This is a genomic window from Nostoc sp. CmiVER01, from assembly GCF_034531135.2.
Classification (GTDB): Bacteria; Cyanobacteriota; Cyanobacteriia; order Cyanobacteriales; family Nostocaceae; genus Nostoc.
In genome coordinates, this window is sequence record NZ_JAVRBU020000009.1 from 19,224 (window position 1) to 42,829 (window position 23,606).

General features: G+C 41.2%; 23 protein-coding genes and 1 pseudogene. 9 read left to right on the forward strand and 15 right to left on the reverse strand.

What is annotated here, in order from left to right; all coding sequences use genetic code 11:
* Positions 1-138: 138 nt before the first annotated feature.
* Entirely contained in the window at positions 139-1,533 is a 1,395-nt protein-coding gene (gene nifE, locus RMZ43_RS16395; RefSeq protein ID WP_322655285.1) for a nitrogenase iron-molybdenum cofactor biosynthesis protein NifE, read from the reverse strand.
* Positions 1,534-2,605: 1,072 nt separating this feature from the next.
* On the opposite strand from nifE, the gene RMZ43_RS16400 reads away from it, so the two are divergent.
* The gene (locus tag RMZ43_RS16400) at positions 2,606-2,782 is read left to right on the forward strand and encodes a hypothetical protein (RefSeq protein ID WP_322655286.1); all 177 of its coding nucleotides are present in this window, start codon (positions 2,606-2,608) and stop codon (positions 2,780-2,782) included.
* A gap of 128 nt (positions 2,783-2,910) precedes the next feature.
* On the forward strand, positions 2,911-3,915 hold the full coding sequence (locus RMZ43_RS16405) for an aldo/keto reductase (RefSeq protein ID WP_322655287.1): 1,005 nt from the start codon (positions 2,911-2,913) through the stop codon (positions 3,913-3,915).
* 412 nt (positions 3,916-4,327) lie between these two features.
* On the opposite strand, the gene RMZ43_RS16410 is transcribed toward RMZ43_RS16405, so the two are convergent.
* The gene (locus tag RMZ43_RS16410) at positions 4,328-4,873 is read right to left on the reverse strand and encodes a thermonuclease family protein (RefSeq protein WP_322655289.1); all 546 of its coding nucleotides are present in this window, start codon (positions 4,871-4,873) and stop codon (positions 4,328-4,330) included.
* 175 nt (positions 4,874-5,048) lie between these two features.
* Between RMZ43_RS16410 and RMZ43_RS16415 the strand changes: the two genes are divergently transcribed.
* Both RMZ43_RS16415 and RMZ43_RS16420 read left to right on the forward strand, forming a co-directional pair.
* The gene (locus RMZ43_RS16415; RefSeq protein ID WP_322655290.1) at positions 5,049-6,581 is read left to right on the forward strand and encodes a GMC family oxidoreductase; all 1,533 of its coding nucleotides are present in this window, start codon (positions 5,049-5,051) and stop codon (positions 6,579-6,581) included.
* Positions 6,582-6,631: 50 nt separating this feature from the next.
* Entirely contained in the window at positions 6,632-6,790 is a 159-nt protein-coding gene (locus tag RMZ43_RS16420) for a hypothetical protein (protein ID WP_322651815.1), read from the forward strand.
* A 63-nt stretch (positions 6,791-6,853) separates the two neighbouring features.
* Here RMZ43_RS16420 and RMZ43_RS16425 read toward each other — a convergent pair whose 3' ends face one another.
* The 3 genes and pseudogenes from RMZ43_RS16425 to RMZ43_RS16435 all read right to left on the reverse strand — a co-directional run bounded on the left by RMZ43_RS16425 (position 6,854) and on the right by RMZ43_RS16435 (position 9,312).
* On the reverse strand, positions 6,854-7,819 hold the full coding sequence (locus RMZ43_RS16425; protein WP_322655291.1) for an aldo/keto reductase: 966 nt from the start codon (positions 7,817-7,819) through the stop codon (positions 6,854-6,856).
* 310 nt (positions 7,820-8,129) lie between these two features.
* A pseudogene (locus RMZ43_RS16430) lies at positions 8,130-9,000 on the reverse strand (IS5 family transposase).
* 168 nt (positions 9,001-9,168) lie between these two features.
* Positions 9,169-9,312: a hypothetical protein gene (locus RMZ43_RS16435; RefSeq protein WP_322651813.1), complete on the reverse strand. Its 144-nt coding sequence runs from the start codon at positions 9,310-9,312 to the stop codon at positions 9,169-9,171.
* Between the two features lie 69 nt (positions 9,313-9,381).
* Here RMZ43_RS16435 and RMZ43_RS16440 point away from each other — a divergent pair, with 69 nt between their 5' ends.
* Positions 9,382-9,789 (forward strand): hypothetical protein, encoded by a 408-nt coding sequence (locus RMZ43_RS16440; RefSeq protein ID WP_322651812.1) that lies wholly within the window; start codon positions 9,382-9,384, stop codon positions 9,787-9,789.
* 29 nt (positions 9,790-9,818) lie between these two features.
* Here the strand turns inward: RMZ43_RS16440 and RMZ43_RS16445 are convergent, their stop codons facing one another.
* Entirely contained in the window at positions 9,819-10,079 is a 261-nt protein-coding gene (locus RMZ43_RS16445; RefSeq protein WP_322655292.1) for a hypothetical protein, read from the reverse strand.
* An 86-nt stretch (positions 10,080-10,165) separates the two neighbouring features.
* On the opposite strand from RMZ43_RS16445, the gene RMZ43_RS16450 reads away from it, so the two are divergent.
* Together RMZ43_RS16450 and RMZ43_RS16455 are read left to right on the forward strand one after the other, a co-directional pair.
* Positions 10,166-10,402, forward strand: coding sequence for an EF-hand domain-containing protein (locus RMZ43_RS16450; RefSeq protein ID WP_322655293.1), 237 nt, complete (start codon positions 10,166-10,168; stop codon positions 10,400-10,402).
* Positions 10,403-11,218: 816 nt separating this feature from the next.
* Positions 11,219-11,464, forward strand: coding sequence for a helix-turn-helix domain-containing protein (locus RMZ43_RS16455; RefSeq protein ID WP_322652448.1), 246 nt, complete (start codon positions 11,219-11,221; stop codon positions 11,462-11,464).
* A 347-nt stretch (positions 11,465-11,811) separates the two neighbouring features.
* Here RMZ43_RS16455 and RMZ43_RS16460 read toward each other — a convergent pair whose 3' ends face one another.
* Together RMZ43_RS16460 and RMZ43_RS16465 are read right to left on the reverse strand one after the other, a co-directional pair.
* Positions 11,812-14,073: a cation:proton antiporter gene (locus RMZ43_RS16460; RefSeq protein WP_322652449.1), complete on the reverse strand. Its 2,262-nt coding sequence runs from the start codon at positions 14,071-14,073 to the stop codon at positions 11,812-11,814.
* 177 nt (positions 14,074-14,250) lie between these two features.
* Positions 14,251-15,069, reverse strand: a complete 819-nt coding sequence (locus tag RMZ43_RS16465) for a class I SAM-dependent methyltransferase (RefSeq protein ID WP_322652450.1) — start codon at positions 15,067-15,069, stop codon at positions 14,251-14,253.
* A gap of 6 nt (positions 15,070-15,075) precedes the next feature.
* Here RMZ43_RS16465 and RMZ43_RS16470 point away from each other — a divergent pair, with 6 nt between their 5' ends.
* A complete protein-coding gene (locus RMZ43_RS16470) occupies positions 15,076-15,837 on the forward strand; it encodes a class I SAM-dependent methyltransferase (protein ID WP_322652451.1) in 762 nt (253 codons plus the stop codon).
* 275 nt (positions 15,838-16,112) lie between these two features.
* Here the strand turns inward: RMZ43_RS16470 and RMZ43_RS16475 are convergent, their stop codons facing one another.
* From RMZ43_RS16475 to RMZ43_RS16495, 5 genes are all read right to left on the reverse strand, one after another.
* Positions 16,113-16,865 carry a hypothetical protein gene (locus RMZ43_RS16475; RefSeq protein WP_322652452.1) on the reverse strand — a complete coding sequence of 251 codons (753 nt, stop codon included), beginning with the start codon at positions 16,863-16,865 and terminating at the stop codon, positions 16,113-16,115.
* A gap of 852 nt (positions 16,866-17,717) precedes the next feature.
* A complete protein-coding gene (locus tag RMZ43_RS16480) occupies positions 17,718-18,089 on the reverse strand; it encodes a DUF2358 domain-containing protein (protein WP_322651804.1) in 372 nt (123 codons plus the stop codon).
* A 72-nt stretch (positions 18,090-18,161) separates the two neighbouring features.
* Positions 18,162-18,746 carry a leucine zipper domain-containing protein gene (locus RMZ43_RS16485; RefSeq protein ID WP_322652453.1) on the reverse strand — a complete coding sequence of 195 codons (585 nt, stop codon included), beginning with the start codon at positions 18,744-18,746 and terminating at the stop codon, positions 18,162-18,164.
* 175 nt (positions 18,747-18,921) lie between these two features.
* Entirely contained in the window at positions 18,922-19,593 is a 672-nt protein-coding gene (locus tag RMZ43_RS16490; protein WP_322652454.1) for a HupE/UreJ family protein, read from the reverse strand.
* A gap of 93 nt (positions 19,594-19,686) precedes the next feature.
* On the reverse strand, positions 19,687-20,487 hold the full coding sequence (locus RMZ43_RS16495; RefSeq protein WP_428850742.1) for a hypothetical protein: 801 nt from the start codon (positions 20,485-20,487) through the stop codon (positions 19,687-19,689).
* Between the two features lie 293 nt (positions 20,488-20,780).
* Between RMZ43_RS16495 and RMZ43_RS16500 the strand changes: the two genes are divergently transcribed.
* Positions 20,781-22,619, forward strand: coding sequence for an endonuclease (locus RMZ43_RS16500; RefSeq protein ID WP_322652456.1), 1,839 nt, complete (start codon positions 20,781-20,783; stop codon positions 22,617-22,619).
* Positions 22,620-22,863: 244 nt separating this feature from the next.
* Here the strand turns inward: RMZ43_RS16500 and RMZ43_RS16505 are convergent, their stop codons facing one another.
* Positions 22,864-23,076, reverse strand: a complete 213-nt coding sequence (locus RMZ43_RS16505) for a hypothetical protein (RefSeq protein WP_322652457.1) — start codon at positions 23,074-23,076, stop codon at positions 22,864-22,866.
* Between the two features lie 218 nt (positions 23,077-23,294).
* Positions 23,295-23,555 (reverse strand): hypothetical protein, encoded by a 261-nt coding sequence (locus RMZ43_RS16510; RefSeq protein ID WP_322652458.1) that lies wholly within the window; start codon positions 23,553-23,555, stop codon positions 23,295-23,297.
* Positions 23,556-23,606 lie beyond the last annotated feature (51 nt).

Here is a 23,606-nt window from a genome sequence, read left to right on the forward strand (position 1 = left end):
AATACAGTTCAGTTAAGTATTTCTTCCTCCTCCTCCTTTGCGTTCTTCTCTGACGAGACGCTGCGCGAATGCGTCCTTTGCGGTTCGTGAAAAAATTGAATTTGACAAAGAGTTAAGCCTTAACTAAACCGTATTGACTTATAGCTGATAGCTGATTTTTTCATCCCAAGGAGCAGGTTTGCTAATTTGCTTCCATATAGGACTATACAAGGCTTCATGCAGTTCGCGTGCTAGTACTACCAAACCTGCATAACCAGCGTAAGCATGGTGACGTTCATGGTTAATGTCTAAAAAAGGAATTCCCGTTTTGAGTGCTGTATATTTATTGCCAGCCCCAGTAATCAACACATCAGCTTTTGTTTGGTGCAATACCTTTAATAATGCCTGGGGAGTTGTGTCAGACAAAAGCATTGCATCTGCACCAAGATATTGTTTAATTTTAGCTTTCTCCTCTTCTGTTGTTTTGCCATCTGTAGCTGCAATAACTTCCATTCCCAAATCTTGGGCTGCTAAAATAAGCGACCAACTTTTCACACCACCAGTAGAAAGAATAATCCGCTTACCTTTTAAATCAGCAAGGTAAGGAGCTAAAGCAATATCTAGAGCAGCATTTTCTTGAGCAATTAACTTTTCTGTACGTTCTTGCAGTTCAGAGGAAATAAGATTATCTCCCAAGGATATACTTAATTTGGTCGCAACATTCCGCAAGCAATCGTTTAAGTTAGTCGCACCATAAAACGATTCTTCAATATAAGAAATTCCATAGCGTTCTGCCATAGTTTGCGCCATTTGTATAGCTACATTTGAGCAAAGCACTACATTTAATTTGGCGCGATGAGCATAGCAAACTTCTTGATAACGAGCATCACCTGTAATTTTAGAAAGAACGCGAATTCCCATTTTTTGGAATAATGGTAAGATATTCCACGTTTCACCTGCAACATTATAGTCACCAACAATATTAATATCGAATGGTGTAGTAAATTCCGGTTCGGCTGTACCAATCACAGCATTCAATAAAGTTTCGTTACCAATGCGATTTCCTAAATTTTTACTACCAAGAAATCCAGGCGCATTTACATAGATAACTGGGATATTAACTTGTTGTGTAGCAAGTTGGCAAACACTATCAATATCATCACCAATTAAAGCAGACAGACAAGTAGCATAAACAAAAATAGCGGCAGGATGATAGCTTTGAGCAACATCCACAATCGCTTTGTACAGTTTCTTTTCTCCACCAAAAACGATATTACCCTCACTAAAGTCAGTAGTAAAAGCAGTTTGGTATAATTGTGAGCCTGATGATAGGCTGCCATGAGTTGCCCAAGGATTGTGAGTACAAGAAACAGCACCATGTACTAAATGAACAGCATCAGTAATAGCTCCGACAGAAACCATCGCTCCATCAAAAGGGCAATTTCCTTGAGTTGAACCTGGTTGTGGTGGTTTTGTGCAAGTGAGTTTTTTCTGGTTAGATTTGCAAGCTGTTTCGCTAATGGGTTCGTTTATTGTTACTTGAGTGTTTTTCATGTTTTTCCTGTGCTAAAAATAAGTACAAAACAGCCAATAATGAAGAATTAGGAGTATTATTTTTTCTCTATCTCCTATTTTTCTTACTTACCAATTTTGCTGCTTAGTCTCCACTCGTCTTTATCCCGGATTTCTCACCAAATCTCTCAAAACCTTGAGCAGGGGAGGCAGGGGTGCAGGGGAGAAATTTGCAGTAAGTCTTTCCCCTCTGCTCCTCTGCCCCTCTGCCCCTCTGCCCCTCTGCATTTCAAACTTGTGAGAAATGCGGGTTTATAGATGCTGGTAGACAAAGTTGATTGAGACTGATTTCTGAGAAATTATAAAAAACAGCAATTGATGCACTACGATTTCAGATAAAACAAGCAACTCCTCTGATGCATCCTGTATTTTTAGAAAGACTTGTTATCAAACAGAATACATGTGTCAGTCGCCAAAATTCAGAATTGAATTCTGTGCAACTGGTGGATAGCGCAGCGTTAGCGAGTCCATGAGCGTCTGAATAAACGGGTTTAAAACCCCAGACGCTCCTACGTCGCTCTAAGCGAAGCATCCCGAAGGGTGCGCTATCGTCTGCACGGTGTCTACAATTGGTTGGGGTCTGAATCCCCAACAAACATTGATTCTGACTCCTGAATTCTTACTTTTGAATTCTTCTTCAAGGCAACCCTCGCATAAGTTACGTCTTCGCCTGTAGCCCCTCACTGCAACGAGATGTAACTCACTCAGACGATAAACACTATAATTCTTTGGCTAGTGTTAGCTTATCTAAATATTAGTATAGCTAATAATTTATGAAATCAAGTATTGTTTTGAGATTTTTAGAATATAAATTATTAGATAATAAAATAGGATAATTTACACACATATTTCCTATGTAACTTATGTTATTTTTTATTATCTAAGCAATAAATTTATTGTTTACTAATAGTAGTTCAAGTATTTTATTTAACTAAAATAATAATCTATCCAGGTAATTGTAGCCTTAACTATTTTAAAAGGCTCTAAAACTATCGATAAGTATAACTATATTAAAAATTTTCTTGAAATTTGAAAAGTATACACTATTTGAACTATGAGCTTTAGCCGTAGCCCTAGTTGGATTGACGGTGGCGATCGCTTTGGAGATCCGAGAGATTTTACCAACAGCCCCCTGTGTCAAACATTTCCTGATTTCCTATTCCATATTTCTCATTTATATGCAATTCTTAATATTATAGCTAATAACTCCGGCAAGTCGATTGATATATAGTATTTTGCATCCTGGCTTTTGCAAAGCAATGCTCATAGCTCTGCAATACTCTAGGCAAATCAATGTCAAAAGGCTATAGAAATATCACAACCTTATTAAGCATCCCAACAAAAAGTAGAGCAAACCGTATGACGAAATATGTAAATCTTGGCAAAACTGGACTAAAAGTATCCCGTATTACACTAGGCACGATGACTTATGGTTCGCGTAAATTGCGCGAATGGGTATTAGAAGAAGAAGAAAGTCGTCCATTTATCAAACTGGCTTTGGAATTGGGGATTAATTTCTTTGATACCGCCGATGTCTATTCCTTGGGGAAGAGTGAAGAAATTGTCGGACGAGCGCTGAAAGACTTTGCCAAACGAGATCAAGTTGTGATTGCTACCAAAGTACATGGTAAAGTCGGCGATGGGCCTAACGATCGAGGACTATCTCGCAAACATATTTTTGACAGTATTGATGCTTCTTTGCGGCGGCTACAGACTGATTATGTAGACTTGTACCAAATTCACCGTTGGGACTATGAAACACCAATTGAAGAAACCCTAGAAGCACTGCATGATATTGTCAAAGCAGGTAAAGTCCGTTACTTAGGAATTTCTAGTGTTTACGCATGGCAGTTTGCTAAAGCCCTTTATACAGCAGACATTCACGGCTGGACTCGTTTTGTATCAATTCAAAATCACTACAACCTAGTCTATCGGGAAGAAGAACGAGAAGTGATACCCTTAGCCCTAGATCAAGGGATTGGTATTATTCCTTGGAGTCCCTTGGCGCGGGGCTTTTTAGCAGGGAATCGCAGTAAGTCAGACCATGGCCAAACACTGCGGGCAAAAACTGACGAATTTGCTCACAATCTCTACTATCAAGATTCAGATTTTAAAGTAGTCGATCGCGTAGTTGAATTAGCCGGAAAACGGGGTGTGAAACCCACACAAATTGCCCTAGCTTGGCTATTGCATCAACCAGGTGTGACATCTCCCATAATTGGCGCTAGTAAGATAGAACATCTTAAAGAGGCTGTGGAGGCGGTGGATTTAGAGCTTTCTGATGAAGAGCGTAAATTTTTAGAAGAACCTTATACACCCCATCCCATCTTAGGGCATCAACATCCCTCTGGAAATCGCCCATAGAGTAATCTTGCACCAGGCGACTGGAAGTCACGGCTACACAGGTAAAACCCGCCTACGCGGGTTAAAACCTTGATTTTACCTTTTATGACTATGCTTGAATACGCGCCTCCTCCGATTTGGCTAAATGCTCACATTCAAGAACCGCGTATCAACGTTGGAGATTACACCTACTTCGATCAGCACATCAGTTTGCCCCCTCATATTCTCAAAAATGGATAAAGTCGAGCTTAGAGGTAATCAAGCAAAGTAGCTACGGAATTAAACTTTACCCTGATCTATTATGGGAAGTATCTTGAGTTTCCACCACTAATCTGGCTCACGAGCTAATTTTAAATTTTAAGTTATTACTAATATTATTTATACAGTAAAATTACATAAGATAATGAATAAGGCTATCATTGTTGCAGCATTTCTACTGCTGATCTCTGGAATTACGCTTACTTTGGCTCCCCACTCCAACCTTGGATGCTTTTGCTATCTCAGCAGCTTGTTCAAAGCTCAGTTGATTCGGGCATTCCACCCCACCAAGTCGCGTTTTAGCCAAGCCGCTTTTAAGCAGTTCTTCCTGAAAGCTAATCTCAGCCTCACCCTGTCCACGAGCCATGACTTCAGCAACAGTGCGCCCCTGCTCATCTTTTGCCACTGGAATAATCATCAGTTGGTTATCAGCAGCAGCGACTAGCTTGAGCAATTTCTGTTTTGATTCATTGCTCAATGCTTGTCCTGGCACTTCGCCTTGTTTCACTTGTGGGGCATCAATTCCACAAAGCTCAACTGACATTTTACTGCCATCGGTTTGGCCGACTGTGATGCTGTCGCCATCTATCACTTGTGTAGCTGTCCATTCTTCGGTGAATGTGATGGATGGCTGGTTAGTTCTTTGGAAAATCAAGATAGTGGTGATGATAGCTCCAGCGATCGCAGTTAAGATTATGGGAGTTCTCCAGAATGGCTTCATGTTGCGATATCTGTTGTTGTAGGAAACCAAAATTTTAACTGCACTCCGTTCCAAATTCTGGGGAGTGCGCTCGCTACATCAAGGATTCCGTCGGTTTTCCACTGGTTCAGGTCGGCGGCTTCAAACCGTTGTAAAATAAGCTCTTTGGCTAATTGTGAGAGTGCTAGGTCGGCGTATGACTATTAAGTATGACTACATTGTTATTGGTGCGGGTTCGGCAGGCTGCGTTGTCGCCAACCGAATGTCACAAAACAGTGATACAACTGTGTTACTCCTTGAAGCAGGCGAGCCGGATACGAAACGGGAGATTCATATTCCGCCGGAATGTGTCAATCTACAAGGCTCCGAGGTGGACTGGGGCTATTTCTCTGAACCAGAGCCGTACTTGAATCATCGCAAAATGTTTTGTCCCCGTGGCAAAGTTTTGGGGGGCAGCAGTTCAATTAATCTCATGATTTATATCCGGGGCAATCCTCACGATTATGACCACTGGCAGGCACTAGGAAATCTGGGTTGGTCGTACCTTAATGTCTTGCCCTATTTTAAGAAGTCTGAGAACCAGCAACGCGGTAGTAATGCTTACCACGGGGTTGATGGTGAGTTGAGCGTCACCGATCTGATTTCCCCTGCTGTAGTATCGCAACGCTTTGTCGATGCCTGTATAGCAATGGGATACGACTACAATCCTGATTTCAACGGGATGCAGCAGTCAGGAACCGGACTTTATCAGGTGACAATCAAAGATGGTTTTCGGCACAGTGCTGCTGCTGCCTTCCTCTTGCCGATTCTTCAGCGTCCTAATTTGACTATAACGACAGGAGCGTTAGTGACTCGCTTGTTGTTTGAGGAAACTCGCGCTGTTGGAGTAGAATATCTGCACGAGGGAATGCTGCATCAGGTCAGGGTCAATCAGGAAGTAATTTTAAGTGCAGGCGCGTTTGAGTCACCCAAGTTATTGCTGCAAAGCGGCATTGGCGATGCAGAATACCTGCAAGGGCTAGGAATTTCTGTCGTGGCTGATTTGCCAGGGGTCGGTCAAAACCTGCAAGACCACCTGATCGTTCCAGTAACCCAACAGACGACTCAAGAGGTACACCCTGCCATCACTAGTAATGTGTCTGAAGCCGGACTGTTCTTTCATAGCGAGGGCAACCTGGAGGCTGCACCCGATGTCCAGTTCTTCTTCGGCCCCGATATATATTTACCGCCTGGCTATGTCCGTCCCAATTGGGGATTCACGGGTGTAGTCTCTTTGACTCGTTTCCAAAACATTGGCAGTGTCAGTTTGCGCTCATCTGACCCCCAAGATGCTCCAGTTCTGCGGATGAATTATTTGCAAAGTGAAGCTGATGTGCGTCTTCTCGTTGCCGGAATTCGATTAATGCGACAATTGTTTGAGTTTCGTGGTTTTGATGAGTTTGGCGTTAAGGAAATTGCTCCGGGTGCTGGTGTGACTAGCGATGCAGCACTCGTTGCTTACATCCGGGAAACTTGCAGTACTGGACATCATCCGGCTGGCACTTGCAAAATGGGTACTGACCTAATGGCAGTGGTAGATCCCGAACTGCGAGTATATGGGGTTAAGGGATTGCGGGTCGCGGATGCATCGATCATGCCAACTCTGGTCAGGGGCAACACAAACGCGCCCATTATTATGATTGGCGAAAAAGCAGCCGATTTAATTAAAGCCGCAGGTGGCATTTTATAGCAAGCACTGCTTGACCATTTAATGAAATTCAAAATTCACTTAGGAATAATTTGAATAATTTTGAATTAATTCTGGGTACAGAGCAAACACTGATTCAAAGAATTAGTGGTCTACAAGACGCTCTCTACGAGACGCTACGCGAACGCGGACTCGCTAACGCTACGCTATCATTGGCGGGTTCAGAGCAAACACTAATAGTGCAGCATTAGCGACGTAGGAGCGTCTTGTAATAATGAAATTGTTTTGACATACTCACAGTTAAAGTAGCTATACTAGCTGTTTGAAGAACTAGCTTGATTAAGAAGGTCAATAGCATCTTGGTCGAGATTTATATTGACAGCTTTGATGATATCGTTGAGTTGCTCAACTTTTGTTGCACTAACAATAGGTGCGGTAATGGTAGGATTAGCAATGAGCCACGCCAGAGAAACTTGGGTAGGAGTAGAATTATAAGTAAGAGCCACTTGGTCAATTGCCTCTAGAATTCGCAAACCACGAGGATTTAAATATCTCTTTACAGAGCTACCACGCAGACTAATAGACAAATCTTTTTCTGAGCGATATTTACCAGAGAGAAAGCCACTGCACAGAGAAGAATAGCTAATCACACCAATTTCCTGTTCTTGGCAAATTTGTTGTAAATCCTGCTCATAACCATCTCGGTCATACAAGTTATAACGGGGCTGAAGGCTTTCGTAGCGAGGATATCCATGTTGACGGCTAATTTCTAATGCCTGTAGTAAACGCTCTGCACTATAGTTTGAAGCACCAATTGCACGTACTTTTCCCTGACGAATCAATTCTGCGTAGGTTTCAAGAGTTTCTTCAAATGAAGTACTTTCATCGTCGATATGCGATTGATATAGATCGATATAATCGGTTTGTAACCTCTGCAACGAGTCTTCAACAGCTTGTTGAATGTGTTGGCGAGAAAGCCCTTTGCCTTTAACACCCATATCGTTGCCAACCTTCGTTGCAATCACCACTTGGTCACGATTACCACGAGAAATGAGCCATTTTCCTAAAATTGTCTCAGATTCTCCACCAATATTTCCTGCAACCCACTTGGAATAGACATCGGCTGTGTCAATAAAATTACCTCCAGCCGCTATAAAGTGATCTAAAATCTTAAATGAAGTATTTTCATCAATTGTCCAGCCAAAAACGTTTCCACCAAAAGATATTGGTGATATTTCTAGCCCTGAACGTCCAACTTTACGTCTTTCTATAATGGCCATAAGTTTTCTCTCAAAACAGTTTTAGAATTACTTGTGCCAACTATGGCTAATTCAAATGAAAAATACAGTATGCTATTAAAGCTACGATAAAGCTATCGGCAAACCGGGTTTTAAAATCCAAACGCAGATTATCATGGAAAATCATCCAAAATCAAGTCTTATTATCAGCAATAAGCTACGCTATTGACATAGACGAATGAGCATAAGCGCAGTGCTGGAAGCGATCGCACCCAATAATTGTTAACAAGTTTTAGTTCTGGGGGAAAGTATGGGAGAAGCGATCGCCCTAATTCAAGCGAACGCGAGTTAACTAATTTTCGACTTTGTAACTTTCAGGCTTACCTAGCTGAATCATGCGGTTAAGGGCAGCACATTGTAAAAATAACTCCACAGCCTGAGTGTCAAAAAAGCGTCGTCTTAACTTACCACCAAAAATGGTTTTGAGCTGAAAGATAGCAGTTTCGGATAAAGAACGGCGATGATATCCGCTTTCTTGTTTCCATTGTTTACGTCCAACTTGATTGATCCGACGCAGATTCTCATCCCTGTGATAGGGACTTGCTTGAGTGTTTGCGTGAAGTTGAATTTTGGCGTTGCTACGAGGTGGAATTGCTGCTTTTGCCCCTCGCTCGGCAATAGTGTCATAATAGCCTTTTGTGTCATAGCCACCATCACCAGAAACTTGCTCTATGGGCTGCTCTATCTGCTCTAATATATCTGGTAGTACTTCACAATCCGCTAAATCATTAGTAGTGACTACCGCAGCCAAAATTTCTCCACTCCCCTCATCAACTCCTAAATGCAACTTCCGCCACGTCCTTCTTTTAGCTACTCCATGTGTGCGGACTTTCCATTCACCTTCACCATAAACTTTTACCCCAGTTGAATCCACCACAACATGAACAGCTTTATCCTTTGGTATAACTGGCAGTTCTACTGATAACTTGGTTAAACGACGAGATAAAGTAGAGTGATCTGGGACTGCTAGCTCAATCCCCATGAGCATGAATAGCGATTCTAAAAACCATAAGAGCTTGCCGCCCAGGTAAATAAAATACCGATTGAATTGTCCCCATTGTAGCGATTGCCGTATCTGAGTAATAATTCGATGCTCCTTTTTTCCCCGTTTTCTGCTGGTTGCGCCACTGCTCGATGACTTCTTCGTTCACCCAGAAAGTTATACTGCCTCGTTGCTTTAGTGCTGCATCATAAGCGTTTCAATTTTTAACTTTATACTGGGCTTTGGTCTTCAATCGTTGGGCTAGGCGGCAAGCGAACATAGGCGATAGGTACAATTTACCATTTTGCCTATTCACGCAACAACTCCACTTTTATACCCTTAGTTTAATCTAGCTCAAACATTCTTCCCGGACTTGGTTGCCAATAACGATGTTTAGCCCACCTGATTGTGATGCTCCCAAACGGAGTCGCCTTCTTGCGATCGCTGGATCAACCAAAAACTGACCACATAAGGATTGTGACAGCCATCGCATGAGTTAAATCAACATATTTTGTCATCAGTATTAAAATTCAAGGGTCATCATTTCTTTAACAAACTAGGTATGAGTTCAACACTTCTGACAATTACGATTAATGTACAGGCTGACGATGATAATGGACAGTATGTTTGTGAACTGTTGTCATCTGTTGACCAACCAAGAGATGAAATTCGTTGCTGCGGGCAAACCAGAGAACACGCTATAGCTATTGCATTAGAACAGTTAGCCAGCGAATATCGTCAGATTGCCGAAGAAGGCCAAAATAAGGATTGGCTTGCAATGGAGGGTTCTGAGTCTGGAGAAGCAATACAAAAGCATTATCATGTGATTTTGCATTATGAACGTATTGGGAGAGCAGAGTCTAAGTTTGAAGCCATGCAGGACACGCTAATGGGAAATACAGTAGTTGAAAATGCCAAAGTTACTTTGATTGAGATTGATGTAAATTTACCAGTCCAGCCATTAACTTGATGACATTGAGGCGATAGCTCAAACGGTGATTAACCAATAACTCGAAGTCTATGTTGGCGTAGCAGAAAACGCACTCCAATTAAGGCGATGCTAAATATCGCCGCGTTATTCCTCGGTTCTGGAACTGTTTTGAACGTTTGAAACGAACCTGAGATTAGAGGTAGACCTCTTACAAGAGCAGTTGGATCTGGGTTGAGTGTAAGATTCTCCGACAAGAACAGTGTGCCAATCGCACCGTCGAATGTACCCTCTCCACCAGTAATACTTATAGTATCAGAAACCGTGCCCACAAAATTTTGAAAGTCAACACAAGGATTTGAGTTTTTGTCAAAATTTTGAAAAGATTAAGATTGAAAATTAAATCATCAAGAATTTTATGGTAACCGAACAAGAGCTTCAAGAGATTTTTAACGAATTAGATTCAGACGGTGATGGCAAGGTCAACATTGATGAACTTATTTCAAATAAGAATCAGGCTTTGTACTTATCAACGTTAGCTGAGACCGGAAATTTCAACAATCTGCTAACACAGTATGATTCGGATTCAGACGGTAGCCTTTCCTTTGAAGAATTAAAAACAGCAGTTTCAGCAGCAGGTAATTTAGAAGATTAATCCCCAGTAATCGCCAAGTTACCCACACTATCCAATAACTCAGACGTTAGCCCCGGCATTTTCTGATCGCGGAAATCCGGGGGCTTTTGCTTATCGTTCAATTAGCGGGGTCTACAGGCGATTGCCCTGCCTTGAGAGGGGAGCAATGCTAACAGTGAGATGGGGAAGCAGGGGAGGCAGGGGAGGCAGGGGGAGTGAAAGAAATAAGTGTATTCAGTTCTATCTAAGTAGTAAAAATTACCAAAATATTCTTTTTCTCCCTATGCTCCCCCTGCTACCCTTGTTCCCGAAGCTCATTTCACGATGATCTCACTTTTTCGCGTTGCTCCCGGATAATCCAGAACTCAGGGTAACTTTCAGTAGATCGAAAAGTTTTCCAGAAGCCTGAAGAGCCGTTCATTTGAGTTTAGGAACATAGTCTGCCGGAATCCTGTTGGAGTCTGCTTTTCAAGGAACGGGCATTGTTGGTGGGTTAAGAGTGCAGTGCAAGCGATCGCGATCGTCAATCCCAAAACGTCGGCTGAAACCCTGATTATTTCGTCAACTTATAAAAGTTTTCGATCTACTGACAATGGAAAAGAGAGAAAATATAATGTCTAGAACACCGAATAAACCTGTCGAATGTAGGTTTCAAGCAGCTGTTGTTGGCTGTAGATAGTGTGAGTCATAATAAATCAGTTCCTAACGGGACGGAAAGCGCTTCGATTACCAGTCTGGGGCGCTTTCTTTATACTTAATAGTGTAATCCATTAATTAACAGGTTGTTAACTGTTTAGTTGACAATTAACATATACTTTTAGAATTGGAATTATGACTATGACTGTGAAAGTAAGACGGATTATTAAGCTAGAAGTTGATGTTCCTGGATTGGGCGATCGCATTAAACAGGCCAGGGAAGCTAGAGGGCGACCAGTAACACAGATGGCCAAAGAAGTTGGAATATCTCGTAACTACTGGTATCAGTTAGAGGCGGAGGCTGTTTTAGGTGGTGTAGCAGAAGAAACTCTTCGGAAAATTGAAGAGATGCTGGGTGTAGATTTAGGGGTACAGTTTGATGATTGATCTTCATACTATTAATCCTCTTGCTCTCCCTTGTGTCTTAAATAACCATGCCATCGGTAACTTCTCTATCCGCTAAGGTCATGCCTTAGACCTTTTAGTGAGTTCATTACGAGAGCAATGGAAGCCAAGAGCATGGCGCGATAAATACCTGGAACTGCCAAATCTAGAATCACCTGGACAAAGGTGGTGGAATGAAGCTCGATAGCAATTTCCATTGTTCCGAAGTCAAGTCACTTGGGTATGATTTAGACATGGCTCTAGTCACGCTGTCGCATTTTTATCTACTGACAGATTATCGTTACTAGAGCTTTTTTTGACTTTCCAAACATCCTTTAAGCTGAGAACGCCTATGGCGTAGTAATTACCGCTACTGGGCAATGAGCTTTACTTAAGATTGCATCTACTCTGTGACCGAAGAAAACGCGACCCGTAACCATTCGGATACTACTCCCTAGAATAATTAAGTCAACTTCCTTGGTTTGGGCAAACTTGAGGATTTCCCTTTCTGGGCTAGTTCCTTGAAGAATATAGGTTTTGACATCAGCACCTAGATTGCGGCCAATTTCTGCCTGTTGTTCGAGCAGATCGTGGGCAATTTCTTTGACTGGAGTTAGCGATCGCTGTTCGTAAAGAATATATTCAAGCTGTGGCACATTTATCACGTTCACGATCATAACTAATGCGCCTGTTTGAGCAGCGATCGTACTTGCCATCTCTACAGCATTTTTGCTATAGTCTGTCCCTACTGTTGGTACCAGAATCTTTGTCAGCTGTTGTTGATCAATTTTGCATATCTCGCCTTTGAGTTGGGGTAGATGCGACTTCACTACCATCGTTGCACAAGGTGCTTCTTGTACTACCCGATCTACAAGCAAATTGAACAATGTTTTCTGGGGGCGGAGCTGTTCAGAAGCTCCCAGTACAATCAAGTCATAGTTTTTCTTCGCTTCATTTAGAATTACCCCCGCTTTATTACGCCCAGACTCCGTTTTTGTTTGCAGGGTGGTATTAGCAGGTAGCTGCATTTCTTCAACAACAGAGGTCAAAGCTTGCTCTGCGGCAGTATCTTTTACCTCGGTTGCCGTTCGACGGACTTTTTTTTGGGGCTGCTTATCACTCAGGGCATACAGAGATGTAACTTCTATCGAGTTTTGGTGAGCCATGTAACCGACTAGTTGCGCCGCGAGTTGGATGTTGGGGCCACCGCTAGTAGGTATTAAGACACGGTGAATCTGCTTGATAAAGCTGCGGCTATCCTGTTCTTCTTGTTCCAAACGTCTAGCTTCCTCATCACTCATAACCACCTTCGACAAACACCAGCGCAAAAGGGGTGGAGCCATTAGGGAAGTGACGATCGCCACCATAACAATAATCGAGTACATCTGGGGATTCAGCACTCCCAAAGATAAACCAATCGTGGCAACGACAATTTCCATCGCCCCGCGAGCATTCATCCCCGAACCCATCGCCAAACCTTCCCAATGGCTCAAGCCGCCTGCGCGAGAACCAAGGTAAGCACCTGTAAATTTGCCAACGCAGGCGACAGCGAGAACAATCAAGCCGAATATCAATGTTTTAGGGACTAACAGAGTTTCCAAGTTAACTTTCAAGCCAGCTGAAGCAAAGAAAATTGGCGCTAGAAAGCTTGCTGTGAAAATTTCTAGCATGTGTCCAGCTTCATTGCTAAAGCGGCGAGATTGGCCTGCCAGAATCCCTAGCACGAAAGCACCTAATGCTGCTTCTAGCCCTAATGCATGGGTAAGTGCTGCTGCTGAGAGCGAAAGAATCAGCACAACCGACATACTCGCGGCAATTCCACCAACATAATCATCAACCCAACGCAAAATCTGGTCTACGATGGTACGCCCAATTGTAAAGGCGATCGCTAAAAACAATATAGCCGCACTCACGGAATGGAAAATTGTCCCCAGGTCAAATTTGCCGCTACTAGCTAAACCTGAAACCACAGAAAGTAAAATCCAGCCGATAGTGTCGTCAGTCATGCCGGCAGCTAAGGTGACTTGACCAATGTCACGGCGAATCAAGTTTAAATCCATCAGCACCTTAGCAATTACTGGTACTGCCGAAATACTCATTGCTGTGGCGATGAACAGACTAAATACTAGACGCTTTTCTGGGTCGGCTAAAAAACTATCTGGCAATAGCCAGCCTAATCCGAATCCGGTGATAAACGGGACAATAATTCCGCCCAGTGAAATCAGCAGAGCCGTTTTCCCCTTACGAAGAATCAGCTTGAGATCCGTTTCCAATCCAGTCACAATCAGCAAAAATAACACGCCTAACCAAGAAATCACCGAAAGTAAATTAGACTGTTCTTGACTTTTGGGAAAGATATGTGTCTGTAAGTCTGGAAGGAGCAAACCAAATAAAGAAGGGCCAAGCACCACACCCGCTAGTAATTCTCCAACAACAGGCGGTAGGTTAATCCGGCGCATTAACTCACCTAATCCCCGCGCTACGAGAAGCAATAATGACAGTTGCACCAGCACCAACAGTAGCTCATGATGACCAAGAGGTTTAATTAAACCGTCACCTGCTACTTTCTGTGCAGCAAGTACAGGCATTAACATTAGGGGCAGGTTTTGCATATAAATGTCCAAAGGTTGGATTACAAATATTTAAAGGGGCTGTTCAAGTAAATCCTGAAAATGTTTACTTCCACATCGGTCTAAAAGATTAAACTGTCATTGTCATTAGTAACGGTAAGATTGTGATGCGCGATCGCCCTCATCTAATCTGTTAGTTCAGGAGCAAAGCTCATTAACTTATTTTCGAGCGCGAACAAAAAACTTTGTAGTATCTTCCCAAATACCCTGCTCGGTTGCTAGTTTCTCAATTTCTGCTTTGTACTCAACTTGCAACTGATTTAATTGCTCTTGTGATAATTTTGACAACAGTGGATTACCTTTAAAATTTATATTAATTACTGTTTCAGATAATTTGTTATCCCTAAGAAGGCGATAACGTCCTGATGGCTCAATCTTAATTTCGATATCTCTAAAACCTGCCTGATTGAGCAAATTTTGACATTTTTCTGGAGTTCCCAGTGGTTCAAGGATGTGTGGTAGCGATTCACCCAAAACTCTAGCGTAGATCCTCTGCTGAATAGATGCCATAAAAGCTGTTTCGGGAGGACAGGTAAATGCCACAAATCCTCCAGGTTTCAAGAAGCGATACCATTTTTTTAAAATAGCAACTATATCAGGAAAAAGTACAATTGCTTCACAGCAAAAGACAACATCAAAACTACTATCACTAAAGTTAAAATATTCTGCATCTGCCTCAAGTAACTCGATATTTTGTAATTTTGCTGCTGCAATTTTAATTCTTGCTTGATGCAACATTCCAGGGGTCATGTCAATCCCAATCACATAGCCCTCTGAACCAACTTTTTCAGCTGCGGGTATTGCAACTAAACCTGTTCCAGTCGCTACATCAAGGATTTTCTGTCCCGAATGTAGTGGAACAAATTCAAGTAAAATCTTGGCATCTAGAGGATGGCGAGTACCTTTCTCATGGTCATAAGCCGTTCTACTACCATAGAATTCTTTTAGTTGCTGCTTATAACTATCTAGATCAGTCATAACCAAATGTTGAATTTTCTCCACTTTATAGTAACTTTTATTGTGATATTGAGTTGCTTGCTGCTGAATCCAACCCTGACAGCACAAGCCGCAACTTCATCCAGCACTGTTTACGAACAACGGATAATCCATAGTCCAGATGGTATCGGCAAATATTATATGGGGCGCGAAATTGCCAAAGTTATGGGATATACAGGTGCAGGCTGGCTAGAACGTCCAAGCCGAGAGAGAGAGGAACAGCCAAGTAAAATCGTCAGCCTCCTCAACCTAAAACCTAGCGATGTAGTCGCAGATATTGGTGCTGGTACAGGTTACTTAAGCTTTCGCATTGCGCCGCTATTAACAGCAGGTAAGGTATTAGCTGTAGATGTTCAGCCAGAAATGTTGGAAATCATTGAGTTGTTCAAAAAAGAGAAAAATATCACCAATGTTGAGCCTGTTTTAGCAACTCTTAGTAACCCAAACTTACCATCTGAAAGCATAAATTTGGCGTTGATGGTGGATGCATACCATGAACTTGAATATCCCCAAGAAGTGATGCAAGGAATTGTGAAAGCACTTAAACCAGGTGGTCGGGTAGTGCTGGTTGAGTACCGGGGTGAAAATCCCTTTATTATGATTAAAGCTCTGCACAAAATGACTCAAAAGCAAGTTCGTAAAGAAATGCAAGCTGTTGGTTTGGTTTGGCGTGAAACTAAAAACTTGTTACCTCAACAGCATTTAATGGTATTTGAGAAACCTGATTATAGCGCTTCTAGTTTACTCTGATCTCTCTGTAAACCTCTCTTTTAAAAGGCTATCCATTACCCGGATTTTTCTTAACAATCAAACAAAATACTTCAAATAAGGCCAAAGAAGCTATAACAATCCTAAATGAGTTGTGAAAATCGAGAAACTAAGATCCCCGACTTCTTTAAGAAGTCGGGGATCTTATTGTTCACAACTGATTTAGTGCGCCGATATCGTGTAATGTTCTCTGACGGAGTAGTATCTCAAGATTTAATGACTCTCGCGTTGCAGTTTGATAGCTGAATCATTAGCCTTTACTTACACGTAGGAGCTGAAGCCGAGTTCACCTTTGTTAAATCGCCAGTGAATACTGCTGTGTATTGATAAGGTGATGAACCAGTGCAAGTCATAGAATTTGTATTAGCGCCACGAGGAGTCCACCATGACTTTGCCTGCACAGTCAAATTTGTGCCATTCCATGATAGATTTTGCACAACTAAAGAGTTAGTTTGTCCATTATCCGCCTTTTTGGCAGTTAAAAATGTGGCATAGTTAACCTGACCATTGGCTGGATTAATTCGGGCTATAACCGCGACTTTTGGCCCACCTCCGCTACCATAGCTAGACAACCAACGCCCAGTTGCAAAGCGGCGAAAATCACTACCAGTCTGACTACCAGTGGAGGAGTAAACACCATATAAAACATTCGCTCCATCCCAATACAATCCATAACCTGTACCATCGTCATTCGTTGTTTCGTAGTCAGTTCTACACCATGTTTTAATACCATTATTAAAACGGATTGTTACAGGGTTTTTATTATTAGATGAAACCTGCTGATAACCAATATAAAAGGCTGTATTTCCTTGAACTACTCTTGGGCCATTTTTAGCTTTGATTGTCGCTTCACTATCATTGCAACTGAATGTTACACCATTACCGATAGATGAATTTACCGTCTGGGCAAAAGCTGGAGGAGCTTTTTGTGTGATTACTAAATCAGCTACTAATACTACAGATAAAGAGAAAGTAGCCAAATACTTCTGCAATTTGTGAGAATAATTCATGGTAAAAATTTGCCGAATAATTGTCAGGGAAAACACCGTATTACTATAAAGTCTAATTAGCAATTAGACAAGCAAAATTATTGAAAATGCTGCAATGCGCGATTTTCAATATCACCAAAAATGAGCCTATGCTACAAAATGCATAATTAAATATGCATGATATTGCCTGATATTAACTACACCTAAAGCTTCTTTATCAAAGAGCATAAGTGGATAGAAGAAATTGCGTAGATATAAGTAAGCTACGCGCAGCATCTCGTAGAGAAGCCTACCAGAAGTGTCGCAGCAGTCCACAACCAATGGTTTTAATGAACAAGTGGGATTTGCTTTTTGCTTTTGGAAAAGTCAATCATAAATAAAGCGATTTTATCAGCATCAAGCATAGTACAGAATTGCTCAATTGATTGAGCCATATTTCGCAAATAGCAATTATCACCAAACCATACTTAAATCAATTGTTTTTAGTCCAGCCAACTCAATTCAGCTTTTTCTAAAACACTGATTTACGTTTTGGATGAGACACAGATATATTCGTTAGAGAGGGTTCTAAAGCTAGTTTGGCTTAGTAAAGCTGTTTGCTGCTTCAGTAAAATTAGTGAATATTTTTTTTATTTTTTAAAAAACTAATATATAAAACTGAGTAATTTCTCTTAATTCAGATATAGCACTTGGTTTTTTGAACAATTGCTTTAACGTTAGTTATTAATGTTGCCATGTTGCTCGTAATGGCTTAGTAAAGCTTTAACAAACTAGGTTTTTAAGATTTGTGTGTACACCATAGCCTAAAAGGAGAGAAGCTTAGAATCTTACTTCCCAACGTTAATAAGCTCTATTGAACTCAACCCAGAAGCTTCATAAATGCTGTTTCACCACATCTAAACGTGAACAATTCCAATAATCGACATGGGAGACAATCAAACCATCAGAGTTGAGACTTAATTCACTCCAACCAGGAATAGAGATTCGTGGTTTCCAGGGAAGAGGAGTATTCCAACTTAGTGTCCACTCAGTTTTTATTGTGTCTCCTAAACGTTGAATATTATGTAAGTCCATCTTGGGATCTAAAAACCAAGTTTGGATAAAATTAACCATTTTCTTATAACGTTTAACGCCACGAAATTTATTTAGTGGATCTTGAAAATAAACGTCTGGAGCGTAAATGCTGTAAGTTTGATTTACTGGGAATCTTTGATAGTCTTCTTTGAGGATTTCAATGATATCCATGATAAATATATATTTATAAAATTGGTTATATGAAAATGTGGTGTGGATATAAATACTTATTAAAAATTGAAATTAACCCTCATTCCATAAACGTTCTAACTGACGTCGCCAAGCGACTAAAACTTCTTCTCGCGCCTCTGAACTTTGATTTATTTCACCCATCAATCCTTCTGCATAAAAGCGTTCCAAAGTTTGCATAGTAGCTTGCAGAGATTGTCCTTGCTGTTTTGCTGCCTGAATAATTTGCCGGATACGGCTTTCTATTAATCGATTAAAGACATTATCTAATCCAGCTTCATGGATAGATACAAGTCGATTGATTGCATTGGATAAATCTGCACCCACTAAAGTGCTACTGTTATGTTGAAATACTCCATAAATCACCCCTTCAAACAAAGCGTAACGTACTTCTTGAGTGTCATCAAAATTGGCTTCTAGGAACTGTTCTAAAAATGGTTGGGCTTCTTGGATAGGTACAATAGGTAGTAAAACTCGCAACCAAGTATTATCTTCAGAAAGCAGCACCAACAGCCGGAAAACTGAAGTGTCTACTTGCCAAGATCCAGGAGCGATCTCTACGACGGGCTGCGCCAACGTACCAACGGCCGATGTGCCAAATAATTCTGTTAGCGTACCAGCAATTTCTTCGGGTGTCATAACGCTTTATTTATATATAGCCTCTAGATTAGCGCAGAGGTGCATCAGCTTATTCACTAAAACCCTGTGTTATTTGGTTACTGGAAAATTTTTCAGTCTAAAGACGTAGTGAGGGCGTACACTTAGCTGCACGCCCCCACAAATAAATGTATTCTACTAAGTTGAAATATGTGATTTAGATTATTGAATTGCTCAAAAACACAATGCCGATCGCACAGAAAGCGAAGCCAGCAATAGTAATTTTCCAGGGTAAAATTTGGTTTACTCCCATACCCATTGCACTACCAATTTTTCTGGCACTCATGGCAACTGCAAACAGAGTTAAGGTCATGCCTAGCATATAGGCAGTTAATGGCATGATTCCTGCGCCAATAATAGATTCGGCATCAGCGTAACCCTGAAATAAACCAGCACTGATGCCCACCAGAGCAAGTACTATAAAGTTTGGTTGATTTGGCATCATCAGCATAGTACCAAAAAGGATGGTAGAAATGGCGATCGCTATTTCTGTACCTGGCAAATTTAGCTGAAATGTATGAATTACAATCCCCAAGATTGATGCTAAGACAAAACATCCAGCGATCGCAGCACCACGAACAAATACAGATGATAGTAAGCCAATAGCAATAATACCAACTAAACAATTCAAGCCAATTACTGGATCTGCCAATCCCCAGATAAAGCCTTCCCAGCAGTTAGAGATGGTATGGTTAACTGGTGTTCCACTCAATGAACTCAGTAAGCTGATTAAAATTAGAACTGCGATCGCGCCAATATGGCGATGCATTAACCTCAAGGTGGAAAATTCGCCCCAAGCATGGGATTGTGATAATTTAGTTTTGAACATCAGCATCTGCCAAATTAGTTGTTTCGGTAATTTATACTACCCACATACCCAAAAAAACTAACCTGGTAATCATGCCAGATTACACTACCTTCATCAAGTATTCCTGACGATGCACTCAACCAAATTTTGAATTATTTCAGCATCTGTTTCACTTAAACTTTCCAATTCAAGTCTGTTCCCCTCTTCTGGGGTACTAAATTGACTACTGTATATACGGCGACTTAATCCTACTGGGCTATTCTGTAAAAATATTGTATAAAATACGCAAGCTGCTACGTAGGAACCAATAGGACTAGGGTGGCTTTGATCTGGACTATAAAGGTTTAATTTTGGATTAGCTTCCTGAACTTTTTGCCAAGCTATTCCAACAGGTGCAACTTTGGCTTTCAGTTCTTTCGCAATTGTCATGTATGAATCGGTCAATATCTGTTGCGTTTCTGGTTGATTTTGCTTTGCCCAAGTCAAGTAGAATACTGTTTGAGAATTCACTCGCTTGATTTGGGCATCAAACAGACTGGCGTACTTGTACATCTCCTTGGGATTAGTAATCGGTAAGGTACTTTGCTCTTGAAGTACTACGTAGTCCCAGCGTTTCGCTCTCAATATCCTGAGTGCTTTACCACGTTTCCAGTGATTTTTGAGGATAGCTCCTCCGACGACAACCATTTCAGTTTCGAGCATTCTAGTTTCTTTTGCTGACTCAGCCAACTGTTGTGTCAACCAAGGAAGGTCATTGACATAGGTATAGCTGTTGCCGATAAATAAAACTCTGATTGTCTGCTTTTCAGTTTCTTGGAAGGTATTTGCCTCAGTTGGCTTCTCTATGAGCCGAAACAAAGCAATCATCAAAAAGAGAAATAAACATATATATACGATCTTTGTAATTATCATCATCCTCAAGACTTTTGCAGCATAATACCAATTCTGTATGAGGATGCACATAATAAGACTTCCCTGTAGTCCCCCCTTGATAAGGGGGGACGGCGTAGCTGGGGGGTAAATATATGCAGCTTCACAAAGAAACGGTATAACTTATTATTGAACAAGCTTTTTTAGAAAATAGCTCTAATTTTTATCAATTTGTATAGGTTGAATGGAACACAAGCTTTACCTAAGCTAAAGCTTATCTTAACTGAACTCTATTAAGAAGAAGACTAATCTAGAAAATACATTCATTGGAAGAGAGAATGAAATTTATTAAATTGCTACTACTTAGTATTGCTTTCATCTTCTTTGTATGGATTAGTCCACTGCAAGCTAGTCCAATAGCTCAATTGCCAACTCCTGTACCTTCAGTTCCAGAACGTGAAACAACATCTCTAAAAAATTCCGAGGATGTATTGACTGTTGCAAGTTTTAACGTCGAGAATTTAGATCCGAAAGATCGACGTTTTGATAATATTGCCAAAATTATTCTCAATAATTTGAATGCACCAGATGTCATCAGTTTAATTGAAGTTCAGGATAACAACGGGCCAATCAATGATGACGTTGTGAGTGCAAACCAGACTTACCAAAAACTGATTGCTGCACTCGAAAACATCGGTAGTCCAGCATACGATTTTGTTGATATTCCGCCCCGTGACGATGAAGATGGTGGAGAACCTGGAGGTAATATCCGTGTCGGTTTATTATTTCGACCCAGCCGGATAACTCTAGCAAAACTGCCCAGAAGAGTCGGTTCATTAGATGCTGTGACTGTTATTCAAGGGTCAAATGGTCTTGACCTTTCGCTTAACCCAGGTCGCATTGACCCTACAAATAGTGCTTTCGAGCAAAGCCGTAAGCCACTTGCGGCAGAGTTTATATTTAACGAGCAAAAACTGTTTATTATTGCGAATCACTTTGTTTCTAAAAGAGGGGGTTCTCCCACCGACGCTCAACGAGTGAAACAAGCCGAAATCGTTAATGAATTCGTAGCGCAACTATTACAAGTTGACCCGCAAGCCAAAGTAATTGTACTGGGTGATTTAAACGATGTACCAGATTCCCTACCTCTGAAGACCTTGAAGGGTAACATTCTGGAAAATCTGACTGATCGTTTACCTCTTAGCGATCGCTTTAGTTTCAAATTCAGTGGAAATCTTGAACTTATTGACCATTTGTTAGTCAGTGAAAATCTTTCTCGTGTTGCTCAACCGGAAATTGACATTGTACATGTCAATGTTGGCTTTAGTAGACCTGTCAGCGACCACGATCCGGTGATTGCAGCGTTTACATTACCTACTAACCAGTCCACCTCTAACACCATCCCTCCTGTTAACCAACCTCCCGTAAGTGACACCATCCCTCCTGTTGGTCAACCCACTCCCGCGAGTGATTCGGCAATTATATTGCCTCAATTAGCAAAATTCGCTCTAGTTGACGAACTAGCTAAGGAGTATACGCCTAGCAAAATTTTGAATTACGATCGCGCAAGAGACGAAATGTTTGGCATTATTGATAACCGAGCAGGGATTGTGACAGATATTTATGCCAATTACCCAATTCGTTTAACTGGCAATGGCGATCCTAGTCAGGAAGCTGACAAATTAGGGCTAAATACGGAACATGTTTGGCCACAGAGTAAAGGTGCTGACAAAAGTAATTCCCGAAGTGACCTTCATCATCTATTTCCTGCACGAGAAGATATCAATAGTGAGCGAGGCAATAAACCCTTCGACGATATAGCCGACACAATAACTAAGAAATGGTATCGAAATGATACTGTTCAATCTACAATTCCTAGTAGTGCAATTGACGAGTTTAGCGAATCAGGATCTGCCAAATTTGAGCCGAGAGAGAAAGTAAAAGGGGATATAGCTAGGGCAGTGTTCTACTTTTACACCATCTATCGGAATCAGGCTGAGAGCGTAGACCGAAATTATTTTCAGAATCAGCGTCAGACTTTGTGTAAATGGAATCAGCAAGACCTACCTGATATTACTGAAATAGAACGCAGTCATGCGATCGCAAAATTTCAAGGTAATGACAATCCATTCGTATTAGATGCCACATTAGCAGAACGGGCATACTGTAATCCCTAAAACGGTAATGTTTGAGATTGGTTGTTTTACGTCTTGATAAATAGACCAAATTACCATCAAATAAATTTTATCCTCTGTTTGGTTTTTTCTAGCACGGGAGAGATTCTTTTTTGGCATAGCATTAATGCATACTTTTTATTAAACTTTATCTTTCTAGAGTGTCTCAATGGAACAGTATCGTAGTTCAGTAAAATTTGCAAAAAAAGGTGTTTCTTGTAAGAAGATTGGAATACTAGCTCAGTAATTACACGACAATAAACTTGTGTTCTGAATGAATGGACTTGTGTTCTGAACGAATGAACTTGTGTTCTGAACGAATGGACTTGTGTTCTGAACGAATGGACTTGTGTTCTGAACGAATGGACTTGTGTTCTGAACGAATGGACTTGTGTTCTGAACGAATGGACTTGTGTTCTGAACGAATGGACTTGTGTTCTGAACGAATGGACTTGTCCACTTAATTACTTTTTAAACCTGAAGAAGCTCACCCTTGCTAAGGCTACAGTGGTGTACACAAGTCTGAAATAGCTGATTAAACAAGATTTTACCCCACCCTAACCCTCCCCTTGTAAAGGGGAGGGTACTAGATTTCTTTCCGGCTTCCCCCCTTTCCAAGGGGGGATTGAGGGGGGTAATTTGACTTGTGTGTACACCGAGCAAAGAGGGTTTGTGATATTATTTGTTCTCAGAATGAGGATGTCTGGGTAATAGGCTCTTTTTCTGTTTTTCTTGGAAACTGCTAGCTTGTTTCAGGACTGGAATACACTGGTTAATCATCCACATTAAAACCTCGATTGGTGAGTCTCCTTGCTGAAGGCGGTTTTCGGCATTTACGCCAATTAATATTGTTTGCAAAATTAGCAAGAAAGCGTAGGCGTAACCCGTCGTAGACATCGCTCTTTGACTTGCACTTTTACCACGTTTTTTAGCTGACATCTAAAATTCACCTTGTTTTTGAGTTTACAAGGTCAATTATTTTTTTGGGTG

Coding starts and splice junctions, on each gene's coding strand:
- nifE (WP_322655285.1), bottom strand. CDS start 1,533: ATGAAAAACACTCAAGTAACAATAAACGAACCCATTAGCGAAACAGCT.
- RMZ43_RS16400 (WP_322655286.1), top strand. CDS start 2,606: ATGAGCTTTAGCCGTAGCCCTAGTTGGATTGACGGTGGCGATCGCTTT.
- RMZ43_RS16405 (WP_322655287.1), top strand. CDS start 2,911: ATGACGAAATATGTAAATCTTGGCAAAACTGGACTAAAAGTATCCCGT.
- RMZ43_RS16410 (WP_322655289.1), bottom strand. CDS start 4,873: ATGAAGCCATTCTGGAGAACTCCCATAATCTTAACTGCGATCGCTGGA.
- RMZ43_RS16415 (WP_322655290.1), top strand. CDS start 5,049: ATGACTATTAAGTATGACTACATTGTTATTGGTGCGGGTTCGGCAGGC.
- RMZ43_RS16425 (WP_322655291.1), bottom strand. CDS start 7,819: ATGGCCATTATAGAAAGACGTAAAGTTGGACGTTCAGGGCTAGAAATA.
- RMZ43_RS16435 (WP_322651813.1), bottom strand. CDS start 9,312: ATGCGATGGCTGTCACAATCCTTATGTGGTCAGTTTTTGGTTGATCCA.
- RMZ43_RS16440 (WP_322651812.1), top strand. CDS start 9,382: ATGAGTTCAACACTTCTGACAATTACGATTAATGTACAGGCTGACGAT.
- RMZ43_RS16450 (WP_322655293.1), top strand. CDS start 10,166: ATGGTAACCGAACAAGAGCTTCAAGAGATTTTTAACGAATTAGATTCA.
- RMZ43_RS16455 (WP_322652448.1), top strand. CDS start 11,219: ATGACTGTGAAAGTAAGACGGATTATTAAGCTAGAAGTTGATGTTCCT.
- RMZ43_RS16460 (WP_322652449.1), bottom strand. CDS start 14,073: ATGCAAAACCTGCCCCTAATGTTAATGCCTGTACTTGCTGCACAGAAA.
- RMZ43_RS16465 (WP_322652450.1), bottom strand. CDS start 15,069: ATGACTGATCTAGATAGTTATAAGCAGCAACTAAAAGAATTCTATGGT.
- RMZ43_RS16470 (WP_322652451.1), top strand. CDS start 15,076: ATGTTGAATTTTCTCCACTTTATAGTAACTTTTATTGTGATATTGAGT.
- RMZ43_RS16475 (WP_322652452.1), bottom strand. CDS start 16,865: ATGAATTATTCTCACAAATTGCAGAAGTATTTGGCTACTTTCTCTTTA.
- RMZ43_RS16480 (WP_322651804.1), bottom strand. CDS start 18,089: ATGGATATCATTGAAATCCTCAAAGAAGACTATCAAAGATTCCCAGTA.
- RMZ43_RS16485 (WP_322652453.1), bottom strand. CDS start 18,746: ATGACACCCGAAGAAATTGCTGGTACGCTAACAGAATTATTTGGCACA.
- RMZ43_RS16490 (WP_322652454.1), bottom strand. CDS start 19,593: ATGTTCAAAACTAAATTATCACAATCCCATGCTTGGGGCGAATTTTCC.
- RMZ43_RS16495 (WP_428850742.1), bottom strand. CDS start 20,487: ATGATGATAATTACAAAGATCGTATATATATGTTTATTTCTCTTTTTG.
- RMZ43_RS16500 (WP_322652456.1), top strand. CDS start 20,781: ATGAAATTTATTAAATTGCTACTACTTAGTATTGCTTTCATCTTCTTT.
- RMZ43_RS16510 (WP_322652458.1), bottom strand. CDS start 23,555: ATGTCAGCTAAAAAACGTGGTAAAAGTGCAAGTCAAAGAGCGATGTCT.